Origin of the sequence: Nonomuraea sp. NPDC048892 (assembly GCF_040649735.1) — a bacterium.
Classification (GTDB): Bacteria; Actinomycetota; Actinomycetes; order Streptosporangiales; family Streptosporangiaceae; genus Nonomuraea; species Nonomuraea maheshkhaliensis.
In genome coordinates, this window is record NZ_JBEZFZ010000008.1 from 123,463 (window position 1) to 137,951 (window position 14,489).

Consider the following 14,489-nt stretch of genomic DNA (forward strand, 5'->3'; position numbering starts at 1 on the left):
GGCAGGCGAGAAGCGCGGGTCAGCGTTCGATCCACTCGTCCTCTAGCGCCGAGTGCACGATCGAATCCCGCCACCCGGCCGGCGTGTGCACATGGTGCCGGATCCGTCCCTCCTCGACCATCCCCGCCGTCAGCATCGCGAGCTGCGCCGGCAGGTTGGCGGGGGAGCGGGCGCCCCAGATGCGGTGCAGCCCGAGCTGCTTGAACCCGAACGACAACAACAACCGTACGAGGTCGGTCCCGATCCCGCGCCCCCACTGGTCACGATGGAGCCCGAACCCGATCTCGGCGCTGTGCGGATGCTCGGCCTCGATCAGCAGCCGCGCGACCCCGATGATGTCGCAGCGCGCGCTGTCGACGACGGCCAGCACGTAGAGGCGGCGCGGCTCGGCCGCCGACGCCTCGATGGCCTCGTCCACCAGCCGTTCGACCTCGCGCAGGCTGCGTGGCGCGAACGGCATGTGCTGGGTGGCGACGCGGTCGCCGTAGATGGCGTGCAGGGCGGGCACGTCGGCCTCCGTGATGTCACGGAGGCCGAGTCGATCGCCCTTGCAGACGACGCGGCGCATGCGGAGAAGGTAACGCGAGTCCCGTGATCTCTACAAGCCCTTGTCAAGTCGCGAGTTGACTTCCGTAAGCTCGGGCGACAAGTTCGGCGACCGCGCTGTGGGCGCCGAGCGGGTCCGAGTGGCCGGCCTCGATCGCCGCCGCGGCCTGTTCGACGACGCTCACCGGGGCCTCGTGGCCGATCAAGCAGGGCGCGATGGCGAGCCGTTCCGCGCCCGCGGAGCGCAGCCGCTGGGCCGCCGCCGGTACGCCGGGGTCGCTGTCGAGCGAGGCGGCCACGACCGGCAGCGTGAGCCTGGAGGCCAGGAGCACCGCGGTGGCCTGCACGGCCTGCACGGCCCTGGTCCCGCCCACGGTGCCGAGGATGACGCCGTCGACGGGGCTGGAGACGTTCAGCAGGCGGACGCGGTCGGCCCGGGCCAGGCCGCGCTCGGCCAGGCGGATGTGCAGGACCTCGGCCAGCAGCGGGTGGGGCCCCAGCGCCTCGGTCACCACCGCCCCCGAGCCGGCGGCGGCCACGGCCTTGCCGATCTCGGCCAACACGACGGGGTCGTCCCAGGTGAGCAGGGGCACGACGACGGCCTCGCGGCCGGAGGGCAGGGAGTCCGCGAGGTCGGTGACGCTCGTGAGGCGCACCTCGATCTGCGGATTGTCGACGCGGACCACTGCCGCTATCTCCTCGGCCACACCGGTGACGCCGCCGGGCGTGGCGAGCACGAGCATCGGGGCGTCAGGGGGCAAGGACGTGGGCACGGGACGGCGGTGTCGGCCGCCGCCCGGCCGGGGGGAACGTTCTCGTACAGGCAGGCTCACAGGCGCGCAGTTTATGCCTATTCGACGGTGGCTGTTCCAGGAATCGATGGCGATTGCGTCACAACCCGGAGCGTGTGATCGAGATTACATCGTGATCTCGCAGCACATTGACTTACCGGTACAAAACGGAAAACCTGGGCGCACTAGAAACGCGTTCTAGAGCGACAGCACGCAGGACCGTCCCTGGAGGATGGGAATGAAGCCGTTCTATGTCCGCGAACTGAGTGTCTACCCGGTCGGCCGCCGCCGCATTCTGCTGCTGGCCGTCGCCGTACTGGCCAGTCTGGTGGCGAACTTCGAGACCACCCTGGCCACGATCCTGCCCCTCCTCATGGCCGACCTCGGCATGTCCCTGACCGTCTACGGACAGCTCGCCGCGCTGTCGGTGCTGGTGGGCGGGCTGTCGGCGGGCTTCGGCGGCATTCTGTCCGACCGGTGGGGCCGGGTGGCGATCCTCGTGCCCACCCTCACCGTCACCGCCGCCTGCAACTTCCTGCTGGCCACCGTGGACACCGTGGCGGAGCTGTTCTGGGTGCGCTGCCTGATGCTGTTCATCGAGGGTGCGGGCATCACGATCACCGCCTCGCTGGTGCGCGACTTCTCGCCGCGCATGGGGCGGGCGCAGGCGTTCGCGTTCTGGACGTGGGGGCCGGTCGGGGCGGCGTTCCTGGCCTCGTTCATCGCGGGGTTCACGCTGCCGCTGTTCGGCAACGCGTGGCAGTCGCAGGCGATCATCATGGGCGTCGTGTCGCTGAGCATGTGCGCCGTGATCATCTGGAAGATCGCCGAGCCGTCCGGGGCGCTGCGGGCGCAGGTGCTGGAGGCCGAGCAGGAGCTCGCGGTCGAGGGGGAGGCCGGTCACGGCCGGGTGCGCGAGCTGTTCAAGCACCCCCACCTCTGGGCCCACGTGCTCGGCAACACCGGCTGGCAGGTGCTCTACTGGACGTTCACCATCTTCGGCCAGACCATTCTGGCCACCGCCTTCGGCATGGACGCGGCCACGGCCAACCGGGTCGTCGCCCTCGGCATCGTGCTCAACGCCCTGGCGGTGGTGATCGTCGGCCGGGCGTCGGACCGGTTGCGGCTGCGCAAGCCGTTCACCGCCGTCGGCACCGTGCTCACCGCCGCCGCGCTGGTGTACTTCATCTCCCTGATCGGGCCGGGCGTCTCCACCGCGCACGTCACCGCCGTCTACGCGCTGCTCTTCCTGTTCATGGGCGTCGCGTACGTCCCGTGGATGGCCAACTTCTCCGAGAACGCCGAGGACGTCGAGTCCCGGCTGCAGGGCTCGGCCCTGGGGCTGTGGGGCATGGTCGTCCGGGTGATGATCGTGGTCATGCTGATCGTCTCCCCGAGAGTGGTGGAGGCCGGCGGCTGGCAGCTCTGGCTGAGCGTGGCGCTGGCCGGCCAGATCGTCTTTCTCGTCTCGATGGTCGCGTTCAAGGGCCGCTGGCGGGCCGCCAGGCCGCAGGGTGCCGAGGTCTAACGGGACGGTACGACCACCGCCTGCGGGTTGCCCGGCGCGTACACCGTGATGCCCTGCGGCAGTGACTTGAGCTTCTCGATCTCCGCGCAGGCGGGGCACTTGTCGTAGCCGTCCTGCCTGGCGCGGTTGGCCTCCGCCTCGGCCTTGGCCTGGGCCACCCGCGCCTGGGCCTCGGAGACGGCCGCCGAGGCCGACAGCGAGCGGTCCACCGCCTGCTGCACCTCGTCCGGCAGCGTCACCTTGACCAGGGTGAAGCGCAGCCCGGTGAGGAACTCCCCGCCCAGCGTGACGGGCAGGTCGCGGGCCAGCGAGGCGTTGACCGCGTTCTGCACCTCGGCGATGTTGGCGTTGCTGTCGCGCGGCTTGAGCGCGCTGCTCTCCAGCAGTGAGCAGGACGGCACCAGCTCCGCGCAGCGCATCGACCCGATCTGCCCGCGCAGCGCGTTGTCGATCACCGGCCGGACGGCCTGGCCGAAGAAGGCGCTCCAGCCCTCGTCGCCGTCCCAGGCGTAGAGCGAGCGGTCGTCCTGGGCGCGGAAGGTACGGGTGCCGTACTTGTCGTCGAACTTCTTGAGCGTCTCGTGGTCCAGGTTGAGCGTGAAGTAGAGGGTGCCCTCGATGCCCAGGTTCACGCCGTCGCTGCTCGGCACCGTCACCACGTCCACGCCGAGCGTGGTCGCCCGCTTGGCGTCGGCGGTGATGGTGTAGAAGCGCTGCTGCGCCGGATAGAGGTGGACGGAGGACCACATTCCCGTCCAGGTGAGCCCGGAGCCGGCGTCGATCACCTGGCGCACCTTGTTGTCGTCGAAGATCCCGCCGTCGCGGACGACGGCCACCTCGCCGCCGCCGGTGCTGTCCAGCCCGCCGATGCCCCCGATGAGCAGGGGGATCGCGACCAGAGCGGCCAGTACGGCCAGTGCGATTCTCATCGAGACCCTTCCGCGCGGGCGGCGTCGGCAGCCGCCGCCCGCGGCTTTCGCGGCATTCCTGCGATGGTCGGAAGAACGACGGTTCAGGCGAAGGGGCCCACCTGCGGGGCCTTGGGCGCGGCCTCGGCGGCGCTCTCCGCCAGGTCGAGGTCGCGGGTCTCAGGAGCGATGGCCAGGCCCACGGTCGTGACGGCCAGGGCGATCACCACGTAGATCGAGACCGCGATCGTGGACTGGTACGACGCGAACAACTGCAGCGCGATCACCGGCGCGAGGGCGCCGCCCACGATGCCGGCCACCTGGTAGCCCATGGACGCGCCGCTGTAGCGCAGGCGGGTGCTGAACAGCTCGGCGATGAAGGCGGCCTGCGGGCCGTACATCGCGGCGTGCGTGACCAGTGCCACCACCGCGGCCAGCGCGATCAGCGGGAAGGACTTGGTGTCGAGCAGCGGGAAGAAGACGAACACCCACACCGCCGCGCCGAGCACGCCCGCGAAGTAGACGGGACGGCGGCCGTACCGGTCGGACAGCGCGCCCGCCAGCGGGATCAGCGCCAGCTGCAGCGCCGACCCGATGAGCACCGCGTTCAGCGCGTACGAGCGCGGCAGCTCCAGCACGGTGGTGATGTAGACGATGATGTACGCCGTGAACGTGTAGAAGGCCACGTCCACCCCGATCCGCGCGGTGAAGGCCGACAGCAGCGCGCGCGGGTGCGTGCGCAGCACCTCCACCAGCGGCATCCGCGCCTTGACGCCCTGCTGCTCGACCGCCTCGAACAGCGGCGACTCGGTGACCTTCAGCCGCACCCACAGGCCGACGAACACCAGCGCGCCCGACAGCAGGAACGGCACCCGCCAGCCCCACGACAGGAACGCCGCGTCGGACATGACGAACGACATCAGCGCCAGCAGGCCCGTGGCCAGCACGTAACCGGCGGGCACGCCGACCTGCGGCCAGCTCGCGTTGAAGCCGCGCCGCCGGCCGTCGCCGTGCTCCAGCGACATGATGACCGCGCCGCCCCACTCGCCGCCGAGGCCCAGGCCCTGCACGAAGCGGAGCAGCGCCAGCAGGACCGGGGCCAGCACGCCCACGCTGGCGTACCCGGGCAGCACGCCGATGAGGAACGTCGAGACGCCCATCACCAGGAGCGTCACCACCAGCACCGTCTTGCGGCCGACCCGGTCGCCGAAGTGGCCGAACACGATGCCGCCGAGCGGCCTGGCCACGAAGGCGACGGCGTTGGTGGTCAGGGAGACCAGGACCGCGTTGAACGGGTCGAGGGAGGGGAAGAACAGCTTGGGGAAGACCAGGGTGGCCGCAGTGGTGTAGAGGAAGAAGTCGTACCACTCCAGCGACGTGCCGATCAGGCTGGCGAGAATCACCCGCCGGGTCTGTTGCGTGGAGCCTGACATCGATCGCTCCTTGAAATCGTGGGGGATAGTTATCAACGTAAGGATCGTTGAACAATTCGACAAGAGGTTTGCTCCATGATTCCCTGTTAAATGTGGATAACGTGGTTGCCGATCTCTCCCAGGACCGGCCGCGGCTGGGGCGCAGCAGCACGGCCGAGCGGGTGGCCGACGTCCTGCGCGGCCGCATCAGCGAGGGCTACTTCCAGCCGGGTCAGCGGCTGTCCGAGGAGTCCATCTCGGAGGCGCTGGAGGTGTCGCGCAACACGCTGCGCGAGGCGTTCCGGCTGCTCGGCCACGAGGGGCTGCTCGACCACCGGCTCAACAGGGGCGTGTTCGTCCGGCTGCCGTCCGCCGAGGACGTCGCCGACCTCTACCAGGTGCGCCGCGTGCTGGAGGGCGCGGCCGTGCGGCGGGCTCCGGCCGAGCCTGCGCTGGCGCTGCTCAAGCAGGCCGTGCTCGACGCCGAGCAGGCCGCGGCGCGCGACGACTGGCAGGGCGTCGGCACCGCCAACATCCGCTTCCACCAGGCCCTGGTCTCGTTTAACGCGAGCCCGCGGATCGACGAGACCATGCGCCAGCTCCTCGCCGAACTGCGGCTCGTCTTCCACGTGATGGAAAACCCGCGTGCCTTCCACGAGCCGTTCGTCGACCGCAACCGCACGCTGCTCGGCCTGATCGAGTCGGGCGAGACCGAGCAGGCCGCCGCCTATCTCGACGACTATCTCGACCACGCCGAACGGCTACTCATCCACGCCTACGACCCCGACCGATAGCGTTGCCGCCCATGGACCGGATCTTCACCCTGGACGAGGCCCGCGCGCTGCTCCCCGCCGTGATGGAGGAGGCCGCCGTGGTGATCGCCGCCCGCGCCGACCTGGCCGAGATCGACTTCGCGCGCCGCACCGGCGGCGGATCCGAGCTGGGCGGCCTGCCCGAGCTCAAAGGGCTGCAGGCCCGCATCGAGGAGATCCTGAGCGGGTGGAACGAGCGCGGCATCGAGGTCAAGGGCATCGCGCCCGTGCTGGTCGACTTCCCCTCGGTGCTCGACGGGGTCTCCGTGCGGCTGTGCTGGATCGAGGGGGAGCGCGAGCTCGGCTGGTACCACCGCACCGAGCTGGGCTTCGCCGGCCGCCGCCCCCTGTAGCCTCGCGCGACGTGTGGCCGATCCGTGATCAACCGAACACGCCGCGTCCGTATCTAACGGGGTGAGCGAAAGGACCACACCCATGAGGCTCTCCTCGGCGGCCGCGGCGCTCCTCGTGCCGGCGGTCATCGGCGCGCTGGGGCTCTGCTCCGTCCCGGCCCAGGCGGACTCCTCCCGTACGGCTGTCCGCGCGGCCTGGATCAAGACCTGCTACGACAAGAAACGGGAGACGTCCTGGCCCTGCGGCACGTGGCGGCTGCTGCTGCGCGACGGCCGCCAGGTCGCCGTCCGCGACGCCGCCGCCCGCGGGGTCGACGGCAAGGGCCGCAGGACCGGCCAGGCCGCCACGTTCGCCGTCAGCGCGGACGGCCGCGTGCTGGCCTACGAACGGGCCCGTGACCACCGCCTGGTCGTCCAGCGGGCAGGCGGCGGCGGCCCGGCCACCGAGCTGCCCGCCTCCGCCCGGCCCCAGGGCGTCGGCAGCGACGAGCTGACCCTCACCCTGTCGCCCTCGGGCCACCGCGTGCTGATCGACTACCAGGACGATCCGGAGCGCCTGCGCTCCAAGATCGTCACGGTCGCCACCGGCGGCATCACCACGCTGCCCGCCGCCTACGCGACGTATGGCTTCAGCGCCGACGGCGACCAGGTGCTGGCCACCCGGACGATGAGCGACAACACCGTCGCCATGTACGCCCTGCGCCCCGGCGGCGGCTCCCTCAAGCGCACCCGGCCCGCGATCGTGGTCAACGGCGGCACCTACGCGCTCGACGCCGGCGGCACCACTGTAGGGTTCTTCACCACCAGCCGGGACAAACCATCGCGGGTGCGCACGTACGACCTCGCCAGTGGCGAGCTGTCGCCCGGCGCGGACCTGCCTCTCCCGGCCGACGTGACGCCGTACCTGGCGCGATGGAGCGGCGGCCGGCTCACCACCACGATCACGACGGACGACAGCTCAGGAGCGACGGAGGCCAGGGTGCTCACGGTGGATCCGGCGAACGGGGCGGCCGAGCAGGCCGACAAGTACACGATCAGGTCCGGGTACCACGCCTACGTCCTCGCGGGGGAGTGAACCGCATGCGCACCAAGATCCTCGCAGCCCTGACCACGGCAATTGCCCTGGTTTGGCCGGCGCCCGCCCAGGCCCACGCTTCCGGGCACGCCCATGACAGCATCCGCTACGCCTCCATCAAGAGCTGCCCGATCAAGGGCGGCGGCGCCAGGCCGTGCGGCTCGTGGCGGCTCGTCATGCACAGCGGCGCGAAGAGCACCCTGCCCGACGCGCAGGCGCTCGCGCTGGAGGCCGACGGCTCCACCAACCGCTACGTGCCGGCCCCCATCGCGGTCAGTGGAAACGGCCGGCGGGTGGCGTACTTCACCAGGAAGGGCCGCCTGGCCGTGCGGACGCTCGGCGGCGGGGTGCTGTTGCTCGCCAAGGACGCGCTGCCGAAGCGGGCCCAGTACGAGGTGACGCTGGCGCTCTCCGACGACGGCGCCCGGCTGGCCGCCTCCCCGCGCGGCGACAAGCCGGCCGGCACGCGGATCTTCGACACGGCGACGGGCGAACAGCTCGGCGTCCTTCCGCCCGAGGCGACGGTGGCCGGCTTCAGCGGCGACGGCGGCGAACTGATCGCCACCATCCAGGCCGACGAGTCCGTCACCGAGCTGGCCGCCTATTCCGAGACCGGCGAGGAGCTGAGCCGGGTCACACCGCCGCAGGTCATCGCGGCCAACCTGCCACCGGCGCTCGCCGCCGACGGGCGCACCGCGGCGATCCTGGTGGGCGGGGCGAAGGCGCAGACGGTGACGTACGACATGGCCGGTGACCAGGTGGGGGAGCGCAGGCGGGTTAAGCTGCCGGCCGGGCACGTCCACATGCTCGACTGGACCGGCGACCACGAGCTGACCGCCCACCTGATCAGCGAGCCGGGCGGGAAGACCAGGATGACGATCGTGCGGATCGACACGGGGAACGGCTCGGTCAAGATCAGAGACCGCTACACCATCCTCCCTGACTCGTTCGTCTTCGCCGCCTGCGGCGGCTGACCGGCCCGCGAGGGTTGAGCGTCGGTCGGGCGACTGACCGGCCTGCGGCGGTGCGGCAATTTACGGCGGTTGGCCGGCTTGCCGCGGTTGGGTGGTTGACCGGCTTGCGGCGGTTGGGCGGTCGGTGGCGGCTGGTGGTCCGTGACGGGGACATACGCTTTGCTGGTGGAGGTTCACTCGACCAAGGCGATGGCCGCGCGGGCCGTCGACCTGTGCGTGGTGCTGCTGCACGAGCAGCCGTCGATCGAGTCGGTGTCGCGGGTCCTGCGGGCGTACGGCGAGCTCGGCGCTCCCGGCACGGGGGACCTCGGCCTCGGGGAGGACGACGTGCGCGCGATGCGCTCGGCGGCGGCCCGGTTGCGCGAGGTGCTCGGCGCGGCCACCCCCGGCGAGGCGTCGGCCCTGCTCAACCGGCTGCTCGCGGAGTCGGCCAAGCCGCCCAGGCTGACCGACCACGGCGGCACGACGACCTGGCACGTCCACGTCGACAGCAGCGACGACGACGCGCCATGGGGTGAGTGGTTCCTGGCGTCGTCGGCGATGGCGCTGGCGGTGCTGCTGGCCGATCACCAGCGGGTGCCCGGCGGGTTGTGCGCCTCGGCGAGCTGCGGCCGTCCGTTCCTCGACCTGGGCGGCGGCAGCCCCCGCCGCTACTGCAGCACCCGTTGCGCCACCCGCGAACGCGTCGCCGCCCACCGAGCCCGCACTGCCTGATCGAGCGGGCCTCACCGTTTCCGGAGCCCAGCCAGCCGGCTGGCCGCCACCGACGCAGAGTCGCACCCGCCACCGATGCGCCTTACCCGACGCCGGGGGACGAGCGGCCGCGTGGCAGCAGCACTGCGGCGGCCGTCGCCTGTAGTGCCGCGCCGACCAGGAGGGCGAGACCGACGTCGTATGCCGCCAGTGGCCCGGCCAGTGCGGAACCGAGGGCGAACGAGGTGATCTTGACGCTGGCCGCCGTGGTGAACACCTGACTGCGCAGCCGGGCGGGCGCCTCGCGGTGTCGTACGGCGAAGAGTGCCGTCAGTTGCGGACCCTCACCCAGCCCCGCCACCACGGCCCCCACGACCGCCACCCAGAACGTCCCGGAGACGGCGAGCACCACCATCCCCACCCCCAGCACCGCCGTCCCCGCCGCCTGCACCACATCCCAGAACCGCCCCCCGGGACCGTTCCCCGAACGACGGGCCGCGTCCCCCGCTCGCTCGGCCGCATCTTCTGTCCGCTCGGCCATGTCCCCAGCCTGCTCGGCCATGTCCCACGGCCGCGACGCTCCGGCGCGGGCGGGGTTTCTGGGACGGGTCAGGGCGGCGAGCACCGCGTTGGCGGCGAGACCGGCGGCGGCCGTGACGGCCAGCAGGAGCGCGCCGTGGCCGCTCTCCCCGGTCAGCCGCTCACCCAGCACGGGCACGGACACGACCAGCATGGCCAGCCCGCAGCACGACACCATCGACCCGACGGTGGCCCGCCGCAACGCCGCGTTCCGCACGATGGCCGCCACCCCGGCCCGCACCTCGGCCCGCACCACCCCCACCTTCGCCCGGACGGCCCGTGCCTGGGGCTCGCCCTGGCCCGTGCCCGCCTGAACCGCGGGGCCGCTGCGCGTGGGCAGTCCGTATGCGGCCGGCAGGGCCGCGATCAGCAGCGCGGCGGACACCAGCACCGCCGCCCCACCCCCGCCGGCGGCGGCCACGGCCCCGACCAGCGCCGGCCCGGCCAGCCCGGCGACGTTGTAGCTCATCGAGTCCAGGGCCGTCGCCCGGTCCAGCCGCCCCTGACCGGCCACCAGGGGCAGTTGCGCTGTCCATCCGCCGGTGAGCGCGGGCCCCAGCAGTCCGGTCACGACCGCCAGCCCGACCACGACCGCGTCCGGCACCCGTCCTAGCAGGGCGAGGATCAGCAGCAGCCCGGCCGCGTACCCGAGCAGGCACGACGCCAGCAGCCGCCCCGGCCGCGCTGACCGGTCGAGCAGCACCCCGAGCAGCGGACCTCCGGCGGCGGCCGACACCGTCAGCCCGGCCAGCAGCCACGACGCGGGCACCGGCGACCCGGTGACGGCCAGCCCCATCACGAGCAGGGCGGGCCCGGACATCTCATCACCGGTACGCGCGGAGACGGCCCCGGCCATGTAACGGAATAACACTGGCAAGACGTTACACGAGGGGGCGTGCCGATGTTAGGAGAGGGAGGTCAAGGGAATGAGTACCCGCAGTCAAACTCCCTGAGCTGGGGAAACCGCTCACGCCGGGGAGGGCCGGCCTGCGCGGGCTGCGTGCGCGCAGGCCGGCCCCATACCCCCGCCCACTCAGGTCGCTCTCAATCCACTGCCCACACGGGCGAACCTCTCAACTCTCCGCCCGCTCAGTCCGGTGCCTCCCGTTCGCTCGGGCCGGCCTCACGAACCTCCGTCCGTTCAGGCCGAGCTGGTGATGACCGCGAACCGTGCCCCGAACGGGTCGGTGAGGAACGCGATCCGTCCCGCCCCCTCCGTCGTCGCCGGCGCGGTCCGTACGGTGGCGCCCAGTCCCTGCGCCCGCTCCACCGTGGCGTCGCAGTCGGGCACCTCGAAGTACGGCAGCCAGCGCGGCGCGTCGCCCGCCTCCAGGGTGGCAATGCCGGCCATCGCCGACGACTCGTCTCCCTGGGCGGGTGAGATCACGGGATAGGTGACCCCGCCCATCGGAAGGTCCTCGATCCGCCAGCCGAAGACCGACTCGTAGAAGCCCCTGATCCCGCCGGGGTCGGGGACGTGCAGTTCGACCCACCCGAGCGAGCCGGGCTTCGTGACCAGCCCGAGCCCCCGGGTCGCGCCGGGCTGCCAGACGGCGAACGACGCCCCGGCAGGATCGGCGAAGACGGCCATCCGGCCCTGCCCTTGGATGTCGAACGGCGCCGCCAGCACCCTGCCGCCCGCCTGCTCGACGGCCTTGGCGACGGTGTCGGCGTCGGGCGTGTGGAAGTAGGTCAGCCACGCGGGCGCGCCTCTGTCGGGGGTGTTCCGGCTGATCCCGGCGACCGTCCTGCCGTCGACCTGGCAGAAGCGGTAGTCGCGGTGCTCGGGCCCGAGCGAGAGTGACCGCCAGCCGAACAGCCCGGTGTAGAAGGCGTCGGCCGCCTCCACGTCGGGGGCGGCGACGTCGAGCCAGCTGGGGGTGCCCGGGGTGAAGTCGGTGGTGAGCATGGCCTGCTCCTTCGCGTGACGAAGCGGCGGGTGGCCGTCTTCGCCTCTGGGTGCGGTCGGAGGGGGCGACGCCACTCGTATCCGGCGTCTCACAGCGTGACACGATCCGTCGATCGCCGCGAGCCATGCGACAGAATAGGTAAGTCGAATGGATGTTTGAACAATGGCATACACTCGACACCATGACAGCCGCGTTCCAAGCTTCTTTGCTCGATCTCGACACCGAGCTCGGGCTCGGTCCGCTCGACGGCGCCGTGCACAGGACCCATCTCGCCCACGGCGCCTGGATCGACCTGAGACAGGGCTGGCTGACTGGGGCCGACGCGCTGTTCGAGCGGCTGGCGGAGCGGGTGCCGTGGCGGGCCGAGCGGCGCCGCATGTACGACAAGGTCGTGGAGGTGCCGCGGCTGCTGAAGTTCTACGACGAGGGCGAGACCCTGCCCGACCCCGTCCTCGCCGAGGCCAGACGCGCGCTCGACGCCTACTACGGGCCGGAGCTGGGCGAGCCGTTCCGTACGGCCGGGCTCTGCTTCTACCGCGACGGCCGTGACAGCGTGGCCTGGCACGGCGACACGATCGGCCGGGGGAGCACCGAGGACACCATGGTCGCGATCATCTCGGTCGGCAGCCCTCGCTCCCTGCACCTGCGCCCGCGCGGCGGCGGCCCCTCGATCCGGCGCGATCTGGGGCACGGCGACCTCATCGTGATGGGCGGGAGCTGCCAGCGCACCTGGGAGCACGCCGTCCCGAAGACCACCCGCCCGGCGGGCCCCCGCATCAGCATCCAGTTCCGCCCCCGGGGCGTCCGCTGACCGGGGGGTGTCTCCGCGCGTGATGCAGGGGGTGGCTCGGGACGGGCGGTTGCGCGTGATGGGCGGCTACTTCGGGATCGAACGCGATGCGGGAGCCGCCTCGGCGCGAAGTCCCGCGCGATGCGCGGCTACTTGAGCACGAGTCGTCCCACGCGGCCCTGTTCGCCGGAGGCCCAGCAGGTCAGGTCCCTGGTGCAGGACACCGTGTCGAACGAGCCGCTGTCGAACGTCTCCCAGCTCCTCCCGCCCGAATACGTCACGTCGCTCCCCGACGGCCCCACTGCGACGGCCGCGAACGGCAGGTGCGGCAGCCAGGCGACGCCCGACCGGTACGCGGGCGGCGGCGCCGACGACGGGTGCCAGGTGCGACCGCCGTCCCTGGTGACCGCCCCGGCGCTGGGCGACTGCTGATCCGGGCGGTAGTCGCCGCCGACCGCGATGCCCCGGTGGCGGTCGCGGAAGGCGAGGCCGAAGACGCCGCGCGCCGGGTCGGCGGCCGGGATGGGCGTGTCGGTCACCGTCCACGTACGCCCGCGGTCGCCCGAGTGGAACACCCGCGCCCGCTCCGCTCCGCCGGCGGCCAGCCAGACGTCATGGGCGCCCGAGGCGACCAGGCACTGCCCGCTCGCCGCGAACCCGGCCTCCCCTGGCAGCGCCTCGGGCATCCCGTCCGACGGCAGCACCTGCCAACTGCGCCCGCCGTCGTCCGTGGCCAGGATCCGGAACCGGCCGTCCACCGGGTCGCTCATCGCCAGCCCGTGGCGCCGGTCGAAGAAGGCCAGGCAGTCGTAGAAGGCCCGGGGCTCGTCGTTCCTGAACGTCTCCGCCCACGTGCGTCCCCCGTTCTCCGTACGGTAGACGCGCGAGTCGGTGCCCTCGCCGATCGACAGCGCCACGGCCCGGTCGGCGTCGAACGCCTCGATGTCGCGGAACTGCAGCGCCTCCGTGCCGGGCGGGGAGACGTTCCGCCACGTACGCCCGCCGTTCACGGTCCTGAGCACGACGCCGCCCGAGCCCGAGGCCCACACGACGTTCCCGCTGACCGGCGACAGGCCGCGCAGGCGCTCGGTCGTTCCCGTCTGCTTGAGCTCCCAGCCGAGCCGGGGCGGGCCGGCCTGGGCGGGCAGCGGGGCGGTGAGCACGAGGGCCGCTGACAGGGCGCCTAACGCGATGCGAAGCTTCATGTCGGGCAAACTAGCCCAAAGGATCAGCGCCGTCCATGGGCTGCAGGAACCCGGCGATGAGCGCGTTGACCTGGGCGGGCGCCTGCCGGTTCGACCAGTGGCCGACGCCTTTGAGCAGCTCGAACCGGCCGCCGGGGATGAGCGCGGCGGCATCGCGGGCGCGGGCGGGCGGTACGCCGACGTCCTTGTCGCCCTGGATGATCAGCGTGGGGCAGGCGATCTCGCGCAGCCGCGGGCGTAGGTCGACGCGCATGCGCAGGGGGCCGATGGAGGCGTTCTGCCAGTCGGACGAGCCCGCGCCGCCCTCACGGACCTCCTCCTCGATCTCGTCCACGATGTCCTCGAAGTCCGGTACGGGCCCCGCGAACAGCGCCTTCCTGGCGAACCCGGCGATCCGCTCCCTGCTGCCCAGCATGGCCGTCGGTAGCACGGTGTTGAGCAGGGGCAGCCTGGCGGTGAGCCAGAGGGCCTGGTGCACGACGGGCGGGAACGACAGGATGCCGGCCGGGGCCAGCGCCACCAGCCGATCGACGCGGCCGGGATGCTCGATGGCGGTGGCCAGGGCGAGCGCGCCGCCCTGGGAGAGTCCGACGAGGGCGGCCGAGCTCAGTCCGAAGCGGTCGAGCACGTCGGTGACGCAGCGCAGCATGCGCTCGTGGGTGACCCGGCCGCTCCAGGGCCGGCTCTGGCCCTGTTTCGGCCAGTCGAGCGCGAGCACGTGGTGGTGGCCGGCCAGGACGGGGATGAGGTGACGCCAGCTCAGCAGGGCGTTGTCGACCCCTGCGCCGCTCAGCAGCAGCACCGGCGGCGCGCCGGGCTCGCCGGCACTGTGCACGTGCAGGCGGCCTTCGGGGCTGGTCAGGTACGTGTTGCGCAGCTCACCCGTCATGCGCCCTCCTCCCGAACCCCGGCA

The 14,489-nt window shown here is 72.1% G+C and carries 15 protein-coding genes; 7 read left to right on the forward strand and 8 right to left on the reverse strand.

Annotation, left to right across the window (positions count from 1 at the left end):
* Positions 1-19 precede the first annotated feature (19 nt).
* Positions 20-568 (reverse strand): GNAT family protein, encoded by a 549-nt coding sequence (locus AB0C28_RS27085; protein WP_357850592.1) that lies wholly within the window; start codon positions 566-568, stop codon positions 20-22.
* 43 nt (positions 569-611) lie between these two features.
* The gene (locus tag AB0C28_RS27090; RefSeq protein ID WP_357850595.1) at positions 612-1,319 is read right to left on the reverse strand and encodes a hypothetical protein; all 708 of its coding nucleotides are present in this window, start codon (positions 1,317-1,319) and stop codon (positions 612-614) included.
* Positions 1,320-1,575: 256 nt separating this feature from the next.
* Here AB0C28_RS27090 and AB0C28_RS27095 point away from each other — a divergent pair, with 256 nt between their 5' ends.
* Complete coding sequence (locus AB0C28_RS27095; RefSeq protein WP_357850598.1) at positions 1,576-2,865, forward strand: MFS transporter; 1,290 nt, start codon at positions 1,576-1,578, stop codon at positions 2,863-2,865.
* Here AB0C28_RS27095 and AB0C28_RS27100 read toward each other — a convergent pair.
* Positions 2,862-3,794 (reverse strand): SPFH domain-containing protein, encoded by a 933-nt coding sequence (locus AB0C28_RS27100; protein ID WP_357850601.1) that lies wholly within the window; start codon positions 3,792-3,794, stop codon positions 2,862-2,864. The genes AB0C28_RS27095 and AB0C28_RS27100 overlap by 4 nt on opposite strands.
* Positions 3,795-3,877: 83 nt before the next feature.
* Positions 3,878-5,206 carry an MFS transporter gene (locus AB0C28_RS27105; protein ID WP_358078304.1) on the reverse strand — a complete coding sequence of 443 codons (1,329 nt, stop codon included), beginning with the start codon at positions 5,204-5,206 and terminating at the stop codon, positions 3,878-3,880.
* A 92-nt stretch (positions 5,207-5,298) separates the two neighbouring features.
* On the opposite strand from AB0C28_RS27105, the gene AB0C28_RS27110 reads away from it, so the two are divergent.
* The 5 genes from AB0C28_RS27110 (at position 5,299) to AB0C28_RS27130 (ending at position 9,113) form a co-directional block, all read left to right on the forward strand.
* Positions 5,299-5,979 (forward strand): GntR family transcriptional regulator, encoded by a 681-nt coding sequence (locus tag AB0C28_RS27110; RefSeq protein ID WP_358078307.1) that lies wholly within the window; start codon positions 5,299-5,301, stop codon positions 5,977-5,979.
* Between the two features lie 11 nt (positions 5,980-5,990).
* Positions 5,991-6,350 (forward strand): DUF2203 domain-containing protein, encoded by a 360-nt coding sequence (locus AB0C28_RS27115; protein WP_346113517.1) that lies wholly within the window; start codon positions 5,991-5,993, stop codon positions 6,348-6,350.
* 82 nt (positions 6,351-6,432) lie between these two features.
* Positions 6,433-7,425 carry a hypothetical protein gene (locus AB0C28_RS27120; protein WP_358078310.1) on the forward strand — a complete coding sequence of 331 codons (993 nt, stop codon included), beginning with the start codon at positions 6,433-6,435 and terminating at the stop codon, positions 7,423-7,425.
* Positions 7,426-7,430: 5 nt separating this feature from the next.
* Positions 7,431-8,399 carry a hypothetical protein gene (locus AB0C28_RS27125; protein WP_357850613.1) on the forward strand — a complete coding sequence of 323 codons (969 nt, stop codon included), beginning with the start codon at positions 7,431-7,433 and terminating at the stop codon, positions 8,397-8,399.
* Positions 8,400-8,564: 165 nt separating this feature from the next.
* Positions 8,565-9,113, forward strand: a complete 549-nt coding sequence (locus tag AB0C28_RS27130) for a CGNR zinc finger domain-containing protein (protein WP_357850616.1) — start codon at positions 8,565-8,567, stop codon at positions 9,111-9,113.
* A gap of 82 nt (positions 9,114-9,195) precedes the next feature.
* Here the strand turns inward: AB0C28_RS27130 and AB0C28_RS27135 are convergent, their stop codons facing one another.
* Both AB0C28_RS27135 and AB0C28_RS27140 read right to left on the reverse strand, forming a co-directional pair.
* Positions 9,196-10,542, reverse strand: a complete 1,347-nt coding sequence (locus AB0C28_RS27135; RefSeq protein ID WP_358078313.1) for an MFS transporter — start codon at positions 10,540-10,542, stop codon at positions 9,196-9,198.
* 270 nt (positions 10,543-10,812) lie between these two features.
* Complete coding sequence (locus AB0C28_RS27140; protein ID WP_358078316.1) at positions 10,813-11,580, reverse strand: VOC family protein; 768 nt, start codon at positions 11,578-11,580, stop codon at positions 10,813-10,815.
* A gap of 182 nt (positions 11,581-11,762) precedes the next feature.
* On the opposite strand from AB0C28_RS27140, the gene AB0C28_RS27145 reads away from it, so the two are divergent.
* Entirely contained in the window at positions 11,763-12,392 is a 630-nt protein-coding gene (locus AB0C28_RS27145) for an alpha-ketoglutarate-dependent dioxygenase AlkB (RefSeq protein ID WP_357850625.1), read from the forward strand.
* A gap of 128 nt (positions 12,393-12,520) precedes the next feature.
* Here AB0C28_RS27145 and AB0C28_RS27150 read toward each other — a convergent pair whose 3' ends face one another.
* Both AB0C28_RS27150 and AB0C28_RS27155 read right to left on the reverse strand, forming a co-directional pair.
* Entirely contained in the window at positions 12,521-13,576 is a 1,056-nt protein-coding gene (locus AB0C28_RS27150; RefSeq protein ID WP_358078319.1) for an oxidoreductase, read from the reverse strand.
* A 10-nt stretch (positions 13,577-13,586) separates the two neighbouring features.
* Positions 13,587-14,465: an alpha/beta hydrolase gene (locus tag AB0C28_RS27155; RefSeq protein WP_357850631.1), complete on the reverse strand. Its 879-nt coding sequence runs from the start codon at positions 14,463-14,465 to the stop codon at positions 13,587-13,589.
* Positions 14,466-14,489 lie beyond the last annotated feature (24 nt).